Genomic DNA, 18,573 nt, shown 5'->3' with positions numbered 1-18,573 from the left:
GATTGGGGTGCATGCGCTTCGCCGTTTCACCCGCGAGCGGGTGACGTGTTGCCTCGGGTGGCTGAAGCAACGTTTCGCCCGGTCTCGCGAGACGTTCAGTCGGCGTGGCCCTCGGCCAGGTAGGCGAGGCGGCGCAGGGTCTCCGTGTTGCGGTAGCCGATGGCCAGATCGCTCAGCGGGGTGGGGACGAGGCGCGCTGGGCCGGCGACGACGTCTTCGGTGATGCGCACGAGGCATCCGCTGTCGCGATCTTGAACGTCGATCGTCACGTGCGCCTCGCCGATCGGCCAGCCGCGGGCCTTCAGCATGGCGTGGCGGGGCGCCTGCCATTCGAGCACGGAGGTGGAATCGTCGAGCAGGGCCGGCCAGACGCCGACCGAGTGGTGGAGGCGGCTGCCGACGGCGGGCCAGTTCGCGTCGACGTCGCGCATGCGGCTCGCGCCCACGACCCAGGTGGGGTAGAGCCATCCGTTTTCGAGCACCGCGAAGACCTGCTCGGCGGTGCAGCTGAATTTTCGATAGTTCACGGCCATGGGGGCTCCTTGGTGTTCGTGCGAAAGGGTTAGGAGGACAGGTCGGGGGGCGTCGTGATGTTGTATTCGTGGGCCAGGGCGCTGAGGGCGGCGCGGTAGCCGCACATTCCGTGCACGCCGGGGCCGGGTGAGGTCGACGAGGAGCAGAGGTAGACGCCGTCGAGGGGGGTGCGCCACGGGTCGCCCGAGGGCACCGGGCGGCGAACGAGCTGCGCCATGCTGATGGCTCCGGCCGCGATGTCGCCGCCCACGTGGTTGGGATTGTGATTCTGCATCTGCGCGGCGGTCTGGCCGGCCGAGGCGAGAATAATGTCGCGAAAGCCCGGCGCGAAGCGTTCGATCTGCCGGGTGATCTGCTCGGTCTGGTCACGGGTGGAGCCGGCCGGCACGTGCGTGTAGGTCCAGAGGGTGTGCTTTGTGGCCGGAGCGCGGGTTGCATCGAGAATGCTCGGCTGCGCGGCGAGCACATAGGGGGAATCGGCGTGGCGGCCGCGGGCGACGGCGTTCTCGGCGCGGGCCTGGTCGGCGCGGGTGCCTCCCACGTGCAGGGTCGGCGCTCGCCGCAGGTCGTCTGCGGTCCATGGCACCGGTCCGTTCAGTGCGAAGTCCACCTTGGCGACCGCGTTGCCGTAGCGGAACCGTTTCATGGCTTTGAGGTAGCGGGCTGGCAGGGCGCCGTCGGCCAGGTCGATGAGGGCGCGCGGCGTCACGTCGAGCAGCACGACGCGTGCCGGCGGCAGCTCTCTGAGGCTGGTGATCTCGGCATCCGTTACGATTTCACCGCCGTGCGCGAGCAGGTCGTCGGCGAGGGCCTGCACGATGGCGCCGCTTCCGCCGGTGGGTAGGGGCCAGCCGCCGGCGTGCGCGTGCGCGGCGAGGGTGAGGCCGGCACCGGCGGTGGACGGGCTCGGCAGCCGGCCGATGGAGTGGGCGAAGGTGCCGGTGAGTAGCGCCGGAGCGGTGTCGCCGGTGAAGCGCCAGTTCCAGGCCGGGCCGCCCTGCTCGAGGGTGCGCAGCCCGAAGCTGGCCAGGGTGAGCGGATGCCGCGGCACGCGCAGCAGCGCATCCCCGGTGAGTTCGGCGATGGCGTTGATGTTCCGCACGAGCGGCCCCAGCAACCGCAGCCAGGCGGCACCGTCGCGGCCGAGCCCGGACGCGGTGCGTTCGAGGTCGCGCCAGGCCACGCCGGCGCGGCCGCCGGGCAGCGGATGCCCGTAGGAGATCTCGGGCACTTTCAGCTCGATGCGATCTTTGAGGCCGAACCGTTGGAAGAATTCGGAGGCGAGCGCGAGCGGATGCACGGCGGATCCCACGTCGTGGTGAAACCCCGGCAGGGTGAGTTCGGCGGTCGCCGCCCCACCGCCGATCTGCCCGTTGCGCTCGTACACACGCACCCTGAGGCCGGCACGGGCGAGGGTGACGGCGGCGGCGAGGCCGTTCGGGCCGGATCCGACGACGATCGCGTCGAGCCCCTGATCGGTCGTCACTCCCGGCCGCTCTCGTGTGCTCTCATTCCGACACCGTAGCCCGGGGCGGCGCGGTCGCACAGTCCGCGGGGTGGTTTCGGGGGCGGGCCGGCGGTATTGCGCGGGGGCGGGCATCCGTTTGTGTACGTTGTGCCGGTAAATGTGCGACACGCCGTGCTAAACGGATACCCCGCCCGGCGTGTCGCAAAATCTACCGGCATAACGCGCAGCCGGGCCCGGTGCAGCCGGCGGCGCGGTGCAGACGGCCGCCGGGGCCCATACGCGGCTCAGACGAAAGCGGCCTGGCCGGTGATCGTGCGGCCCACGATGAGGGTGTTCATCTCCTGGGTGCCCTCGTAGGAGTAGATGGCCTCGGCGTCGGCGAAATGCCGGGCCACGTTGTATTCGAGGGTGACACCGTTGCCGCCGAACAGCTCGCGGCACCAGGCCACGCTCTCCCTCATGCGGCTGGTCGTGTAGGCCTTGGTCAGCGCGGAATGCTCGTCGCGCTGCACGCCCTCGTCGTGCAGCTGCGACACCCGCACGACCATGCCGAGGCTCGCGGTGATATTGCCGAGGCTCTTCACCAGCAGATCCTGCACCAGCTGATGCCCGCCGATGGCTTTGCCGAACTGCTCGCGCTGCTTCGAATAGGCCACGGCCGCGTCGTAGGCGCCGATGGCGTTGCCGACGGCCGCCCACGACACCTCAGCGCGCGTGGCCCGCAGCACCTTGGCGGTGTCCTTGAAGGAGTTGGCGTTCTGCAGCCGCAGACTCTCGGGAACGACCACGTCGGTCAGGGTGATATCGGCGTTCTGCACCGCGCGCAGGCTGATCTTGCCCTCGATTTTGGTGGCCGAGTAGCCGGCGGTGTCGGTGGGCACGATGAAGCCCTTAACCTGGTTGTCGGCGGTGTCCTTGGCCCAGATGATCGTCACGTCGCTGAAGGTGGCGTTGCCGATCCAGCGCTTGGCGCCGTTCAGGGTCCAGCTGTCGCCGCTGCGGGTGGCCGTGGTGCGCAGGCCCTGCGCCGCGTCGGAGCCACTGAGCGGCTCGGTCAGCCCGAACGCTCCCACAATCTCGCCCGAGGCGAGCCGCGGAATCCACTCGGCGCGCTGCTTCGCCGAGCCACAGGCCGCGAGCGACCCGGCCGCCAACCCGTTCTGCACGCCGACGAAGGTGGAAACGGATGCGTCCACTCGCGCCAGTTCCAGCGCCACGAACCCGCGGAACACGGCCGAATTTTCGAATGGCCTGGTCTCGTCCCAGCCGAACGAATACAGGCCCAGCTCGGCGAGCGGCTTGATGATCTGGGTGGGAAATTCGGCGCGGTCCCAGCATCCGTTTGCAATGGGCCGCACCTCAGCTTCGAGGTAGGCACGGAGCTTCACGATGGCCGCCCGCTCGGGCGCGGTGAGAAGGTTTTCGTAGCCGAAGAAGTCGCTGCCGAGTAGCTCAAAGGTCATGGATGCTCCGTTGCAGGTAGGGCGGGGGATGGCGGCCAGCTTAGGGTCGTCAGCTGAACCCTCGAAGTCGGTTGGTAGTTTGGTCTAAACACTTTGAGAAGGAGCCGAAAATGTTTGTGGGCATCGCCAACACGCCGCGTAATTACGCCTGGGGGTCCACGCATGCCATTGCCGACCTGCTCGGACGCACTTCGTCGGGCGGGCCAGAAGCCGAACTGTGGCTGGGTGCCCACGCCGGGTCGCCGTCGGTGATCGAAGATCCGGCGCTGGTGGGCGGGTTTTCCAACCTCGCCGAATGGATCGCGGCGGCGCCGGAGGCTGCGCTCGGCGTCGACTGGGCGTCGCGCGAAGCGGATGCCGGCGGCCCGGCCGCTGGTCGCAAAACGGTGGCCCCGCGCTTGCCGTTCCTGCTGAAGATTCTGGCTGCCGGACGCCCACTGTCGCTGCAGGCACACCCGACGACCGAGCAGGCCCGCGCCGGATTCGAACTCGAAAACGAAGCCGGCATCCCCGTCGACGCCGGCAACCGCAACTACCGAGACCCGTTCCACAAACCCGAGCTGATCTTTGCTTTGAGTGACACCTTCGAAGCGCTCTGCGGCTTTCGCCCGCTCGCCGAGGTGCGCGGCATCATCGCCGAGCTGCGGCTGCTCGACCTCGCGACCGAGCAACCGCAGGCCGCCGTGCTCGATCTGCTCGACAACCACCTGGCCCGCGGGCTGTCCGACACCGTGGACTGGCTGCTGCGCGACGGTCGAGGCGGCGACTCCGGCGAGGTGGAATGGCTGGTGGAACGGGTCGTGGCGCTCGCCGACCACGCCGCGTTTCTGGCGGAGGGGGGAGCCTCCATCGGCTATGCCCGTGAGCTGGCGACGGTGCGTACCCTGGCCGCCGAGTATCCGGGCGACCCGGGAATCGTGCTCGCCCTGCTGCTGAACCGCATCTCGCTGAAGCGCGGCGAGGCGAAGTATCTGCCGGCCGGCAACATCCACGCCTATCTGTCGGGGCTCGGCGTTGAGCTCATGGCCGCTTCCGACAACGTGGTGCGCGGGGGACTCACTCCCAAGCACGTCGACATCGACGAATTGCTCGCCGTGCTCGACTTCACCCCGCAGCACGAACCGTACCTCGTGCCGGTCGTGCTCGCCCCCGGGGTGTCGGTGTATCAGCCCGGAGTGACCGAATTCGAGCTCGTGCACATCGAAGCGGATGCTGACGCGGCGTCTGCGACGCCCGTTCCGATGCGACAGATCACCCTCACCGGCCCGGCCATCGCCATCTGCACGGCCGGCGGGTTTCTCGTGGCCGGCGCCGGGTCGTCGCGGCCGTTGAAGCGAGGTCAGGCCGTCTACGTCACGCCCGACGAGGGCACGCTGACCTTTGCCGGCACCGGAGAGGTGTTTCTGGCAATGCCCGGCGCGTAGCTGCCTCCCAGATTCCCATCAGGCTCCTCGCCTAGCCTCCAGCCGGGGACGGACGCCGGAGGGCATCCGCAAGCGATGGGAACCGAGAAACGATGCCGCGTACCAGGCAGGCCCGAAAGTGGGTCACCGAACAGCTGATGCGGCCACGAGCGCTGCAGGTGGCCAAGATCTGTATCGCCGTGGCCATCGCCTGGTCGCTCGCTCCCCTGATGCCGGGCACCGCCAAGGAGTTTCCGTACTACGCACCGTTGGGCGCGCTGCTGAGCATGCACCCCACGCTTATGCGCTCGGTTCGCAGCGCGGCCCAGACGCTGGCCGGTGTGGTCATCGGCGTCGGTCTGGCCGGCATCGTTCTGCTTGTGAGTGAGCCCAACGTGTGGACCCTCTCGTTCGTCGTCGGCCTGGGCACCCTGATCGGGGGAATGAGGTGGATGGGCGTGGGCGGCGAATACGTGCCCATTACGGCCCTCTTCGTGCTGATCATCGGCGGGCCCGATGCCGACGGCTATTCGATTGGTTACGCGACCCAGCTGTGTCTGGGCATCGTTGTCGGCCTGGCCGTCAATTTGCTGATTCTGCCGCCCCTGGCCATCGGCCCGGCGCGCAAACGCCTGACCTCATTTCGGAGAACCCTGGCGGCGCACCTCACCGAGATCGGCAATGCCCTGACGGCGAGTTGGCCGCCGGGCAGCGACGACTGGGCCTCGCAGGGGACCACGCTCAACGCGGCGGCCCGGCAGGTGCGTACGGCCGTGCAGACCGCCGACGAGAGCCGCAAGGGAAACCCTCGAGCGTGGTTCCACCGGGCGAACCTCGACACCGACTATGACGCGCTGGTGGCGCTCGAAAACGTGACGTTTCACATTCGTAACCTCACCGAGGTTCTGGCCGGCATGGTCTGGGGCAAGCCGATCCCGCTCGACCTGCCGCCAAAATTACGGCCGGTGCTCAGCGAGGCCCTGCACGCGGTGGCGGCGGCCGTCACAGCTGAGGCCGACAGGCAGCTCCTGGATCGTGCCGACGCAGCTGTCGAGGCGATCCTGAGCGCGATGCAGCACGAGATCGGCGCGGGGGCTGCGACCTTGAGCCCCACCGCCGCCATCGTGATCGACCTGAAACGCATTCTGGTGGCCCTCGGCCCGAAAGCTGACCGCGAGGAGGCAGTGGCATCCGCGAGCGCGCCGCTCGGCTGAGGCCGACCGTTTCGCCGGTCGGTCGCCGGTCGGTCGCCGGTCGCTCGCTGCCCCGCGCAGCGTGCGCGCAGCCGAGCGGATGCCCCGGCTAGCCGGCCTGGCGCAGACCGAAGGCCCGACGGTAGGCGGTGGGCGTGGTCTGCAGCACCTGCAGGAAGTGGTGGCGCATCACCGCGGCCGCGCCGAAGCCGGTGTCCGCGGCGATCTCCTCGAGGCTGCGCGAGGACTCCTCGAGCAGTTCCTGCGCGCGCAGCAGGCGCTGCCGGTTGAGCCAGCGGGTGGGAGTGGTGCCGAGTTCGGCGCGAAACCGGCGGGCGAAGGTGCGCGGTGACATGAGCGACTTGCGGGCGAGCAGGTCTACCGGGAGGTCCTGGTCGAGGTGGCGCAGCATCCACTCGGTGACGGCGGCGAAGGACTCGTCCTGGCAGTCGACGACCGGTGCCTCGATGTACTGCGACTGGCCGCCGTCGCGCTGCGGGGGCACGACCATGCGGCGGGCGATGACGTTGGCGGCGGTCACGCCGAGTTCGGTGCGCACGATGTGCAGCGCGGCGTCGATGCCGGCGGCGGTTCCGGCCCCGGTGACGACGTGGTCGTCGTCGACGAACAAAACGTCGGGGTCGACGGTCGTGTTCGGGAACGAGCGAGCGAGGGCGTCGGTGTACATCCAGTGGGTGGTGCTGCGGCGTCCGTCGAGGATTCCGGCGTGGGCGAGCACGAACGCGCCGCTGCAGACGCTGAGCACCCAGGCGCCGCGGGCTGCGGCGTCGCGCACGACCTGCAGCACCCGCGGGTCGATGGGCGCGCCGGATTCGTAGCCGGGAATGGCGATGAGGTCGGCGTCGGCGGCGGCGGACAGGTTGTCGTGCACGACGATGTCGAAGCCGATCTTGGTGCGGATCGGGCCGGGTTCGGCGGCGACGACGTGAAAGTCGAACGCCGGCCCGCCCTGGGCACTGCGGTCGATGCCGAACACCTCGCAGATGACGCCGAACTCGAACGGCGCCAGACCCGGGAGGGTGACGCAGACGATTTTGCGAAGCATGGGCATCCGTTCTGCTGATGATGGCAGGAATGTGTCGAACACTGTCGATTCTGCCACTCGCGGCAGAAAAGCACAATACATAGAGTTTCTGCCATGACCTTTCTCATTCTCTTCCTCACCGTTCTTGCCGTGGCCGGTCTGGTCGCGACGATTCGCTCCGCCCGGAGCGACGGCTACCGCCGCCAGCCCACCCGGATCACCTCCGACTACGACGCACTGATTCGCTGGCGCTAGCCTGTAGCGGTGGCGCAGAACGCGCCGCGCGAACGAGCGGGGCATATGGCGTGGTTGGTTACCGGCGGAGCGGGCTACATCGGCTCCCATGTGGTGCGGGCATTTCAGGCCGAGGGCCTCGACGTGGTCGTGCTCGATGACCTGTCGAGCGGCCACGAATCGTTCGTGCCGGCCAATGTTCCCTTCGTGCGCGGCAGTGTGCTCGATGGCGGCCTGCTGGTGCACACGTTCCACGAACACGCGGTGCACGGCGTCGTGCACGTGGCCGGGTTCAAGTACGCCGGCGTCTCGATGCAGCGCCCGCTGCACACCTACGAACAGAACGTGACCGCCACGGCCACCCTGCTCGCGGCCATGAATACGGCCGAGATCGACCGCATCGTGTTCTCGTCGAGCGCCGCCGTCTACGGCACCCCGCGCACCGACCTCGTCACCGAAGAGACCGCGAAGAACCCGGAGTCGCCCTACGGCGAATCCAAACTGATCGGCGAGTGGCTGCTGCGCGACCAGGCCGTTGCGACCGGCCTGCGGCACACGTCGCTGCGCTACTTCAACGTTGTCGGTTCCGGCGACCTCGCCCTGAGCGACACCAGCCCGCACAACCTGTTTCCGCTGGTCTTCGCCGCCCTGCTCGATGGGCGCACGCCGCGCATCAACGGCGACGACTACGCCACCCCCGACGGAACCTGTGTGCGCGACTACATTCACGTGGCCGACCTGGCGCTCTCACACGTTGCAGCGGCCCGCCGCCTCTCTGACGGCCAGCCGATCGAACCGGTCTACAACCTCGGCAGCGGCGACGGCGTCTCGGTCGGCGAGATCATGGCCACCGTGCGCCGGGTCACCGGAATCGACTTCACCCCCGAGATCGCGCCGCGCCGCGCCGGCGACCCGGATCGCATCGTGGCGTCGGGCGCGCTCGCGGCCCGGGATCTGCGCTGGAGCATGCGCCACACCCTCGAGCAGATGGTGCAGAGCGCCTGGGATTCGTCGCGCGCCGCCGCGCACTGACGGCGCGACACGCCGGCGCCGACCGCCATCGTGCTACGTTCGCAATGTTGCCACGCACGCCGCCTACCCCCCGAATGCCCGATTTTGGCGCCGTCGGCGCGTCGCAACCCTCCAGCCCGTATTGAGGGTTTACGATCCGCGACTTGACGTTATTGAATTACACCGGTGTAATTAGGTACAGCACTATTCGGTGCGGAACGAGCGCTGGGAGACGATATGGCTATACCCGACTATCGTTCCGGAGTGCCAGAGGACTGGTTCGTTGACCCCGTCACCCTCGGTGTTCCGGGAGTACGACAAGATCTCGGCGACGAAAACGTTCTCGCCTGGCAGGCCGACTCGCTCTGCGCGCAGACCGACCCCGAGGCGTTCTTCCCCGAAAAGGGTGGCTCAACCCGCGACGCCAAGAAAATCTGCTCCGGCTGCGAGGTGCGCAACCAGTGCCTTGAATACGCGCTCGGCAACGACGAGCGGTTCGGCATCTGGGGCGGCCTCTCCGAGCGCGAGCGGCGCAAACTGCGTAAGCGCGCCTGACCCAGACCTCGGGTGTGAGCGGATGCCGCGGCTTTCGCTTGCCGCTGCGCCCGCGCTCGGGCCCGCTGGTGCTGAGCCTCCGCTGAGCGGGTGACGGTGACCGCGGCTGCGCCCGGGGTTGCCTCGGGAGAGGCGCCGCGGCATCCGCTTATTGCCGGGTCAATATTGGGGGCGCGCCCTCTCGGTTCAGGGCCCCCGGCCGATACCGACCTAGGCTGGTGCTGTTATGCAACCGAGAGTCACCGCCATCCTTGTCGCCCGAAACGGCGCGAAACACCTTGAGCGAACTCTCAAGGCGTTGTCGCTGCAGACCCGTAAACCCGACATTGTCATCACCGTTGATTGCGGCTCGAGCGATGCGACCGCCGCGATGCTCGCCGCATTCGGGCCGACGCAGTTCATCGCCGCCGACGCCGACTTGAACTTCGGGCAGGCGATCGCCGCCGCCGTGCGCGTGACCACCCCGCCCACGCACGACCGCGAGCTGCTCTGGCTGCTCGCCCAGGACAGCGCACCGGAACCGAACGCCCTCGAGGCCCTCGTTGACGCGCTTGAGATCGCCCCCTCGGTGGCCGTCGCCGGGCCGAAGGTGATGGAGTGGATCGCCGGCGAATACATTCACAACTTCGGTGAATCGATGACGCCGACCGGCGCCACCGTCACCCTCGTGGAAAGTGAACTCGACCAGGGCCAGCACGACGGCCTGAGCGACGTGCTCGCCGTCAGCGCCGGCGGCATGCTCGTGCGCCATACCGTCTGGGAGCAGCTCGGCGGGTTCGACCCGGCCCTGCCGGTCGTTGACGACTCGCTCGACTTCTGCGTGCGCGTGCGCCTGGCCGGCTACCGCGTATCGGTGGTTCCGGCCGCCCGCGTCGCCTCGGCCGGTGACGGCGTCGCCGGACCGAACCAGTCGTCCCGGGGCCGCCTGCGTCGCCGCCGGGTGCGGGCCGAACGTTCGGCGCAACTGCACCGCCGCCTGGTCTACGCACCGGCCGGCGCCCTGATCTTTCACTGGCTGTCGCTGCTGCCGCTCGCCTTCGTGCGCTCGATCGGCCAGCTGCTGCGCAAGGAACCCGGTGCCATCGTCGGCGAATTCTCGGCCGCGTTCGGCGCCGCCTTCAACGGCATGCGCGTCGGCAACGCGCGCCGCTCGTTCGCGAAGACCCGCACGCTCGGCTGGGATGCCATCTCCACGCTGCGGGTACCCTCGGCCGAAGTGCGCCGACGCCACTCCCTCAAGCGGGAGGCAAGCCTGTTCGGGCTGCACGGCGAACGCCCCGAAATTCGGTTCTTCTCCGGCGGCGGCGCCTGGACCATGCTCGCCGCGGCCGTCACGGGCATCATCATGATGGTGCCGCTGCTCGGCGCCGACACCCTCACCGGCGGCGGGCTGCTGCCGCTCTCGCCGAGCCTGCCCGAGCTGTGGGCGAGCGTCGGCTACGGCTGGCGCGACCTGGGGCTCGGCTTCGTCGGCGCGGCCGACCCGTTCGCCGCGGTGCTCGTCGTGCTCGGCGGGGTCGCGTTCTGGTCGCCGTCGTTCGCGCTCGTGCTGGTCTACGCCCTCGCCTTCCCGCTCGCCGCCGTCGGCGCCTGGATGGCCGCGACGCGCCTGACCGACCGCGGCAGCCTGCGCGCCCTGGCCGCTGCACTCTGGGTGCTCGCCCCGACCTTTCTGATCGCCCTCGCCGACGGTCGCCCGGCCGCCATTCTGGTGCACCTGCTGCTGCCGTGGCTGTTCTTCGCCTGGTTCGCCGCCGCGCGCACCTGGTCGGCGTCGGCATCCGCTGCCCTGCTGTTCGCAGCGGTCGTCGCCTGCGCGCCGTCGCTCGCCCCCGCCCTGCTCGTGGTCTGGGGGCTCAGCGTTTTTGTGGCCGGCCGCCGGGTGATGCGCTTCATCGGTATCCCGCTGCCGGCGCTCGCCCTCGCGCTGCCGCTCATTGCCGATCAGGGTCTGCGCGGCAGCTGGCTGAACCTCGTCGCCGACCCGGGCCTGCCCGTGCCGAGCGCCCACGCACCCACCCTGCAGCTGCTGCTCGGACTGCCCGGCACCGATGGCTGGGCCGGGGTGCTCGACCGGTTCGGCGTCGTCGGCCTCGACCCGCAGCTGTTCGTACCCATTCTGCTCGCACCGCTCGCCGTGCTCGCCCTGCTGGCGCTGCTGCTGCCAGGCGCTCGGCTGGCCAGCGGCGCCTGGCTGGTCGCGCTGCTCGGCTTTGGCACCGCCCTCGCCGCCAACCAGCTCGTGCTCGCCGCGATCGGCGCCGAACCGGTGCGCGTCTGGACCGGGTCAGGCCTCAGCCTGTACTGGCTCGGCCTGGTCGGCGCCTTGGTGATCGGCCTGCGCTCCCTGCACCGCTTCGCGTCGACGCCCGGCGTGGTCGCCGCGCTCACCTTGGCCGTGGTCGTGCTGCCGCTCGTCGCCTCGCTGCACCTCGGCACTGCCGCCGTGCGGGAGGGCACCGGGCAGACCCAGCCGGCTTTCGTCGCCGCCGAAGCCGAGATCGACCCTCGGGTCGGTACGCTGCAACTCGTTCCGCAGGCCGACGGTGGCCTGCTGGCCACGGTCGAGCGCGGCGTCGGCGCCACCCTGAACCAGCAATCCACGCTGGACAGCACCGACCAGACGCTCAGCGCCCGGGAGAAAGCACTCGCGGAACTCGCCGGCAACCTGGCGTCACGCAGCGGGCTCGAGACCAGCGCGGAGCTGGCCGAGTTCGGCATCCGCTTTATCGTGCTGCAGCCGGCCGGCGAAAGCGTCGACGCTGCCGAAACGGCCCTGCGCACCGAAACCGCCCTCGACGGCAATGCCGCGCTGGCCCCGGTCGGCGACACCGAGTTCGGTCGACTGTGGCAGTTCGGCGAAACGGATGCTACCGCCTCGACCCCCCTGCCGGCTCGCGCCGGCGGCGTCTTCGGTCTCGTGACCCTGCTGATCGCCCTCGCCGTGGTGGGCAGCGCCGTGTTGCTGTCGCTGCCGATCGGCGCCGGACGCGAAGCCGTGCGCCAGGCCAACCGCGACGCGATTCGCCGGGCGGCCCGCGCCGACGCGAAGCAGAAGACGAAACGTGCGCGGCGAAGCAAGGTGATCTCCGACCTCGATGCCGACCTGGACGTGCCGCTCGGTACCGACCTGGAAGCCGACCTCGCCATCGACCGGGAGACCGGTGTCGGAACCGGGCTGCAGTCGGACGATGGGTTCGCCGACGACGCGGCCGTCGATGATGCGCTTGCCCAGGCTGTGGAGGACGACAATGCCCGATAGAAGTCAACTCGCCCGCATCGGCGGCCGGGCCGGTCGCGGTGTGCTCGGCCTCGTCGGCATCGCCGTCGTCGTCGCCACGCTCGGCGCAGCCACCCTGGTGACGCTGCCGACCCTGGAACGCGAACCGCAGGCGAGCGAGATCGAGCCGCTGCCGAGCGAACAGCAGCGGGTCTGCCCCGGGCCGGTGCTGACCCTGGCCGAGGATTCGACCCAGGCGCAGGCGGCGTCCAGCGTCGGGGCGGCATCCGCTGTGTACGGCGCGGTCTCGGCTTCAGATTTTGCGCAGATTCGGCCGCAGGTGACCGAGATCAGCGCGGTCGACGATTCGAACAGTCGGCAGCCGCCGTTGCTGCTGACCGTGCCCGTGCAGGACGGCGCTGCGTTGCCGCCGCTTGTGGCCGGCAGCCAGTCGCAGGTCGCCGCGACCGACACCATCGGCGGACTCGCCGTCGCCGCCTGCGCCGAAGCGGTCAGCGACAGCTGGATCGTGGGCGGCTCGACCGACATCGGTCGCACGAGCCTGCTGCTGCTGAGCAACCCCACCACCGTGCTCGCCACCGTGAACGTGACGGTCGCCGGCGAGAGCGGACTCGTCGACGCGCCGGGCGCCACCGGCATCCTGGTGCAGCCGGGGGAGCAGCGGGTCATCTCGCTCGCCGGACTCGCCCCGAACGTGAAGTCGCCGGTGCTGCACGTGGAGTCCCGCGGCGGGCAGGTGGCGGCGTCGCTCGAGCAGAGCAGCATCCGCGGTATCGAACCCGGCGGAGTCGAGATCATCGGCACGACGGCGACCCCCGGCACCAACCAGATCATCGCCGGGGTGCGCGTCATGGCGGCCGTCTCGGAGGAGACCGTGACGACGGGTGAGGGCTTCAACGCCGACACCCCGTCGATTCGGGTGTTCGTGCCGGGTGCGGTCGCGGCGACCGTGCAGATCGGCGTGACGAGCGCCGATGGAACCGCCGAGGGTACCTCGACCCAGGTGGAGGTGGAGCCCGGGATCGCCACGGAGATTCCGCTGGCGCCGCTGATCGTGGGCAGTTACTCGGTGCAGCTGCGCTCCGACGAGCCGATCGTGGCGGCCGCCCGCACAGCCGTCGACAGTGCCGGGGGCAAGGACTTTGCCTGGTTTTCGGCGTCGGCGCCGCTCGCAGGATCGTTTGCGGTCGCCGTGGCCGCCGGCCCGTCACCGACGCTGCACCTCGTCAACAGTGGGGCAGCGGATACCTCCCTCACCCTCACGCCCGCCGCGGGAACCCCTCTGGTTGTTGAGGTCGAGGCCGGGGCCAGCGCCACCGTGCCGCTGACCGGTGGAACGGTCTACGTCGTGAGCGGCGGATCGGAACTCTGGGCGCTCGTGGACTACTCCGGTGACGGGGTGCTCTCATCGTTCGCGCTGAACCCGCCCGGGCCGCTCGCCTCGGCGATCCGCGTCTACACGCACTAGCCCTCTTTAGGGACGGGGCCTGGGCCCCGTCCAGGGGCCCAGTTTATAACCTGGGCCGGGGGACGGGGCCCGGGCCCCGTCCGAGTGAGGGGGGCCCGCATCCACTTTTCGCGGTGGCCGGTTCTGCTTTCGGTTGCGCCGACAAGGTTCGACCGGGCCCGGGCCCGGCAACCGGGCCCATGTTCTATCGTGGGCCCAGCGACCGGGCCCGGGCCCGGTCGGTCGGCGGGGCATCCGTCTGCGGGTTTTGCAGGTTTCGATGGCACACTGAACACTCGACTTTTTAACACTGGGAGCCGCTTGTGACGCTTGACCCGACTGCCCCGACGGTTGACCCTGTCGCTGATCCCCTGGCCGACCCGACCGCGCGGGCGGAGATCGCCGTGATCGGCGGCTCCGGGCTCTACGAACTCATCGACCCGGCCGGCGCTGTGATGCACCAGGTGCACACCCCCTACGGAACCGCTCCGGTCACGATCGGCCTGCGCGCCGGTCGCCGCGTCGCGTTTCTGCCCCGTCACGGCAGCGGCCACAGTGTCGCTCCGCACCTGATCAACTACCGCGCCAACATCTGGGCGCTCGCCTCGATCGGCGTGCGGGCGATTATTTCCTCGTCGGCCGTCGGGGGAATCACTCCGGAGTACGCGCCGGGCCTGCTCGTGGTCACCGACCAGTTCATCGACCGCACGAGCGGACGCGCCGACACCTTTTACGACCGGGAGTCGGTGCAGCACCTTTCCGCCGCCGACCCGTTCGACCCTCTCCTGCGCGGTTATGCGCTGAGCGCCCTCGAGAATCTGGGCGAGAACTTCGCGCCCACCGGCACCGTCGTCGTCATTCAGGGCCCCAGGTTTTCGACCAGGGCCGAGTCGGTCTGGTTCCAGTCGATCGGTGCGCACATCGTGAATATGACCGCCTACCCCGAGATCGTGCTGGCCGGCGAACTCAACATGGGCACGGTCAACCTGTCGTTCGTGACCGACGCCGACGCCGGGCTGGCACCGGTGCTCGGCACCGAAACCCGTGAGACGGATGCCGTCACCGCGTCGGCCGTATTCCGTCGCCTCCGCGACGCCCAGCCGCGCATCCTGGCCGCGATCGACGGGATTCTGCGTGCCCTGCCCGCGGACTTCGCTCCGCGGCAACTCGTCGACCCGGCCGAGGTCGATGCCGTGCTCGGGCGTGCGGTGCTGTCGGACTCGTTGCTGTCGGATTCGGCGCTGTCGGATTCGCTCGAGGAGTCCACGCGATGACCGCCTGGATTGCCCCCTGCCTCGGGCGCCTGACGATTGCCGGGGAGCAGCCGCACGCTCCGGCCCGGGGCCGGGCCGGCAACTTCGAGCGGAACCCGTCATGACCGGCGAACTCCTGCTCGTCACCGGGGGCGCCGGCTTCATCGGATCGGCAATCGTCGATGCTGCCCTCGCCCGCGGCTACCGCGTGCGCGTGCTCGATTCGCTGCGCGCCGACGTGCACGGCCCCGCGCCGGAACGTCAAACCGATGCCGATGCCGATGCCGATGCCGATGCCGGATCCGGTGCCGGGCCCGGGTCCGACATCGAATCCGTTCCGGGCCCGGGCCCGGAAACCGGGCCCACGATAAATCATGGGCCCACGTTCCGGGCCCGGGCCCGGACAGCTCCAGCCGGACTCGACCCGCGCGTCGAGTTCGTGCACGGCGACGTCACCGACCCGGCCACGGTCGCCCGCGCCCTCGACGGCATCGATGTGGTGTGTCACCAGGCCGCAAAGGTGGGGCTGGGAGTGGACTTCGCCGACGCCCCCGACTACGTGCACAGCAACGAGGTGGGGACCGCGGTGCTGCTGGCCGCGATGGCCGAGCGGGGCATCCGTCGTCTGGTTTTGGCGTCTTCCATGGTCGTCTACGGCGAGGGCAGCTACCGCGGCCCGAACGGATTCACCCGGCCCGGCCCGCGCCGCGCGAGTGACCTCGACGCCAAACGGTTCGACCCCCTCGACCCGGTCACCGGGCGCCCGCTCGAGCCCGTGCTGGTGAGCGAGACCGATCCGCTCGACCCGCGCAATGTCTACGCGAGCAGCAAACTCGGTCAGGAATACCTCGCCACCGCCTGGGCCCGCTCGACCGGCGGACGCGTCGCCGCCCTGCGCTATCACAACGTCTACGGCCCCGGTATGCCGCAGAACACTCCGTATGCGGGAGTCGCTTCGCTGTTCCGCTCGGCGATCGAGCGCGGCGAAGCCCCGCGCGTCTACGAAGACGGTCGGCAGCGCCGCGACTTCGTGCACGTGCGCGATGTGGCCGCGGCCAACATCGCCGCGCTGGAGTTCACCGCGTTCGACTGGGTATCGCGAGCGGCTGTCACGACAACGGATGTTGCGGGCCAAGCTGTTCCCGCCACCGATTCAACAGTCTCTCCCCGGCCCGCTCCCGCTGATGAGGCCTCGTCGAGGCCGCCGACCGTGCATTCCGATTCTGGAATATTTCGCCCGTTCAATGTCGGCAGCGGAATCGTGCACACCATCGGCGATATGGCGACCGCCCTCGCTGCGGCATCCGGTGGCCTGGCCCCGATCGTGACCGGCCAGTATCGGCTCGGCGACGTGCGGCACATCACCGCATCGTCGGAGCGTCTGCGCACGGAGCTCGGCTGGGCGGCCCAGGTCTCCTTCGACGACGGCATGCGCGAGTTCGCCACGGCGCCGCTGCGTGCGGCGGTGCTTCCCTGACCGGTCCCGATCATTCTCGGTGGCTAATTCAGGAAATCCGGGCTGGCATCCGGCCGTTACCGCCGGTTTCCGGGCGTGCCGACGCGGCCCACAGGAAAATTTCCTGAATTAGCCACGGCGGAGAGCCGAAACGACCGCCTCACCCCGCCGGATGCTGCGGCAGCAGCAATTCGAACCGGCACCCGCCGCCCACATTGGTCACGGTCACCTGCCCAGCATGAGCCCGCACGATACCGTCGACGATGGCGAGTCCCAACCCGGCGCCGCCGCTTTGTCCCGCATCGGACGCGGTGCGCGGCTCGCTCGCTCGCCATCCCGCCTCGAACACCCGGCCGAGGTCCTGCTCGGGAATGCCCCCGGCGGCATCGACGACGGAGATCACCGCGCGCCCGTCGACGTGCCGGGTGACCGAGACCACGATGGCGCTGCCGGCCGGGGAATGCTGAATGGCGTTCATGACCAGGTTGCCGACCGCGCGGGCGAGCTCGCGGGCATCCGCTTGCAGGGTGAGACCGCGTTCACCCTCGAAGCACAGGTTGAGCGATTTGGCGAGCGCGACCGGTGCGAGGTCGGCGATGGTGTCGCTGATCAGGTCGTAGAGGGCCACCCGTTCCAGGTTGAGCTGCAGCGCCCCGGCGTGAATCTTGGACAGCTCGAACAGGTCATCGACCATGCCGCTGAGCCGGTCGACCTGCCCGCGGATCTGCACGTAATACCGGTCGGGGTCGGGTGCCATGCCGTCCTCAAGGGCCTCCGCCATGGCCCGAATCCCGGCCAGCGGTGTGCGCAGGTCGTGCGAGATCCACGCCACGATCTCGCGCCGCGCGGTCTCGATCCGTTCCTCCTGCTCGCGCGATTCGCTCAGCCGGTCGGCCGTCGCGGCCAGCTCCACGGCCAGCGAGGCGAACTCCGTACTGGTATGCCGCTCCGGTGAGATCACCGATTCGCCGCGACCGATACTCACCGCCGCGGCCCGAAAATAGCGGTTGTCGCGCACCAGGGAGCGTCCCAGCACCGACGCCATGACGAGTGACACGATTCCGGCGACGACGGCCACCGAATAGAACACGGTCAGGTCGTGCACCGACAGGTACATGAGCGAGGCCACCGCTGCGGTGCCGCTGACCACCGACGCCACGGTCGCGAACGCGACGACGATGAGCTGCGTCACGAGCGATCCCCGCGACAACAGGCGCAGCGCGAGCAATCCCAGCGCGCCCACAACGAGCGCGCAGCCGAGGGCGATGCCGGCCACGGTCGCGAAGACGCCGGCGGTCATCGTGCGGCGCTTCCTGCGAAGCGGATGCCGCCCGCCCCGCCCGTGCGCGTTCGGGCGCTCCCGGCGGTGGGCTTCGGCGAGTTGTTCAGCGCAGCTCGGGGGTCGCTGGCCGGCACCCTCATGCGGTGCCGCCTGACGTCGCGCTGCCCGATGCCGTGCTGCCCGACGCGGTGCCGGCTGACGTCGTGTCGCCCGACGTCTCGCCGCCCGAGGCCGGCCCGAGCGGCACCGGATCGAACCGGTATCCGACCCCCCAGACGGTGTTCACGAGCAGCGGATGCGCCGGGTCGACCTCGATCTTCTCCCGCAACCTGCGCACGTGCACGGTCACCGTGGAGAGGTCACCGAATTCCCAGCCCCAGACCGAGCGCAGCAGTTCTTCGCGGGTGAGCACCTTCGACGGCCGCCAGATCAAGTAGGCGAGCAGGTCGAATTCCCGGCTCGTGAGCACGAGCGGCTTGCCGCGCAGCCGAATCTCATGCGCGGCGAGGTTGAGCGAGAACTCGCCGGCGTCGAGGATCCCCTCCGGAATCGATTCGGTGCCGCTGCGCCGCAGCACCGACTGCACCCGCAGCACGAGTTCCCGCGGCGAGAACGGTTTCACCAGATAGTCGTCGGCGCCCGCCTCGAGCCCTTCGATGCGGTGCTCCTCTTCGCCGAGGGCGGTTAACATGATCACCGGCAGCGCGCCCCAGTTCACACGAATGCGCCGGCAGACCTCGATGCCATCCAGCAGCGGCAGCATCCGGTCGAGCACCACGAGGTCGGGCTGCACACTTTCGGCCTGGCGCAGACCGGCGAGCCCGTCGACGGCTTCGTCGACGACGAATCCGGCGGCGCGCAGATACTGCCCGACCACCTCGGACACCATGGGGTCGTCCTCGATCACGAGCACGCGGCGCCCGGCGAGGGCATCCGCTCGGGGCGGTGCAAAGTATTGGGAGGGGGACACCCCCTCAGACTAGGCGGG

The 18,573-nt window shown here is 69.6% G+C and carries 15 protein-coding genes; 9 read left to right on the top strand and 6 right to left on the bottom strand.

Annotation, left to right across the window (positions count from 1 at the left end; translation table 11 throughout):
• Positions 1 to 95: 95 nt before the first annotated feature.
• From BMW72_RS15265 to BMW72_RS15255, 3 genes are all read right to left on the bottom strand, one after another.
• Positions 96 to 533: an SRPBCC family protein gene (locus BMW72_RS15265; protein WP_092112059.1), complete on the bottom strand. Its 438-nt coding sequence runs from the start codon at positions 531 to 533 to the stop codon at positions 96 to 98.
• 29 nt (positions 534 to 562) lie between these two features.
• Positions 563 to 2,020, bottom strand: a complete 1,458-nt coding sequence (locus BMW72_RS15260; protein WP_241983764.1) for a phytoene desaturase family protein — start codon at positions 2,018 to 2,020, stop codon at positions 563 to 565.
• A 266-nt stretch (positions 2,021 to 2,286) separates the two neighbouring features.
• Positions 2,287 to 3,465, bottom strand: a complete 1,179-nt coding sequence (locus BMW72_RS15255) for an acyl-CoA dehydrogenase family protein (protein ID WP_092112056.1) — start codon at positions 3,463 to 3,465, stop codon at positions 2,287 to 2,289.
• Positions 3,466 to 3,575: 110 nt separating this feature from the next.
• On the opposite strand from BMW72_RS15255, the gene manA reads away from it, so the two are divergent.
• Together manA and BMW72_RS15245 are read left to right on the top strand one after the other, a co-directional pair.
• Entirely contained in the window at positions 3,576 to 4,889 is a 1,314-nt protein-coding gene (manA, locus tag BMW72_RS15250) for a mannose-6-phosphate isomerase, class I (RefSeq protein ID WP_092112054.1), read from the top strand.
• Between the two features lie 92 nt (positions 4,890 to 4,981).
• Positions 4,982 to 6,082, top strand: a complete 1,101-nt coding sequence (locus tag BMW72_RS15245; RefSeq protein WP_092112052.1) for an FUSC family protein — start codon at positions 4,982 to 4,984, stop codon at positions 6,080 to 6,082.
• An 88-nt stretch (positions 6,083 to 6,170) separates the two neighbouring features.
• Here BMW72_RS15245 and BMW72_RS15240 read toward each other — a convergent pair whose 3' ends face one another.
• Positions 6,171 to 7,127, bottom strand: a complete 957-nt coding sequence (locus tag BMW72_RS15240; protein WP_092112050.1) for a GlxA family transcriptional regulator — start codon at positions 7,125 to 7,127, stop codon at positions 6,171 to 6,173.
• Between the two features lie 93 nt (positions 7,128 to 7,220).
• Here BMW72_RS15240 and BMW72_RS18840 point away from each other — a divergent pair, with 93 nt between their 5' ends.
• From BMW72_RS18840 to BMW72_RS15210, 7 genes are all read left to right on the top strand, one after another.
• A complete protein-coding gene (locus tag BMW72_RS18840) occupies positions 7,221 to 7,361 on the top strand; it encodes a hypothetical protein (RefSeq protein ID WP_166787643.1) in 141 nt (46 codons plus the stop codon).
• 45 nt (positions 7,362 to 7,406) lie between these two features.
• Positions 7,407 to 8,372, top strand: a complete 966-nt coding sequence (galE, locus tag BMW72_RS15235; protein WP_092112048.1) for a UDP-glucose 4-epimerase GalE — start codon at positions 7,407 to 7,409, stop codon at positions 8,370 to 8,372.
• 216 nt (positions 8,373 to 8,588) lie between these two features.
• The gene (locus BMW72_RS15230) at positions 8,589 to 8,906 is read left to right on the top strand and encodes a WhiB family transcriptional regulator (protein ID WP_092112046.1); all 318 of its coding nucleotides are present in this window, start codon (positions 8,589 to 8,591) and stop codon (positions 8,904 to 8,906) included.
• 226 nt (positions 8,907 to 9,132) lie between these two features.
• Complete coding sequence (locus BMW72_RS15225) at positions 9,133 to 12,168, top strand: glycosyltransferase family 2 protein (protein ID WP_092112044.1); 3,036 nt, start codon at positions 9,133 to 9,135, stop codon at positions 12,166 to 12,168.
• On the top strand, positions 12,158 to 13,615 hold the full coding sequence (locus BMW72_RS15220) for a DUF5719 family protein (protein ID WP_092112042.1): 1,458 nt from the start codon (positions 12,158 to 12,160) through the stop codon (positions 13,613 to 13,615). The genes BMW72_RS15225 and BMW72_RS15220 overlap by 11 nt, the downstream gene beginning before the upstream one ends.
• A 302-nt stretch (positions 13,616 to 13,917) precedes the next feature.
• Positions 13,918 to 14,868 carry an MTAP family purine nucleoside phosphorylase gene (locus BMW72_RS15215; protein ID WP_338419423.1) on the top strand — a complete coding sequence of 317 codons (951 nt, stop codon included), beginning with the start codon at positions 13,918 to 13,920 and terminating at the stop codon, positions 14,866 to 14,868.
• Between the two features lie 100 nt (positions 14,869 to 14,968).
• A complete protein-coding gene (locus BMW72_RS15210; protein ID WP_134450289.1) occupies positions 14,969 to 16,324 on the top strand; it encodes an NAD-dependent epimerase/dehydratase family protein in 1,356 nt (451 codons plus the stop codon).
• Between the two features lie 139 nt (positions 16,325 to 16,463).
• On the opposite strand, the gene BMW72_RS15205 is transcribed toward BMW72_RS15210, so the two are convergent.
• Positions 16,464 to 17,603, bottom strand: a complete 1,140-nt coding sequence (locus BMW72_RS15205; protein ID WP_092112038.1) for a sensor histidine kinase — start codon at positions 17,601 to 17,603, stop codon at positions 16,464 to 16,466.
• Between the two features lie 118 nt (positions 17,604 to 17,721).
• Positions 17,722 to 18,555, bottom strand: a complete 834-nt coding sequence (locus BMW72_RS15200) for a response regulator transcription factor (RefSeq protein ID WP_241983765.1) — start codon at positions 18,553 to 18,555, stop codon at positions 17,722 to 17,724.
• Positions 18,556 to 18,573 lie beyond the last annotated feature (18 nt).

Origin of the sequence: Cryobacterium luteum, assembly GCF_900110125.1 — a bacterium.
Classification (GTDB): domain Bacteria; phylum Actinomycetota; class Actinomycetes; order Actinomycetales; family Microbacteriaceae; genus Cryobacterium; species Cryobacterium luteum.
The sequence above is the reverse complement of the archived record's forward strand: the minus strand, read 5'-3'. Positions and strand labels throughout refer to the sequence as shown.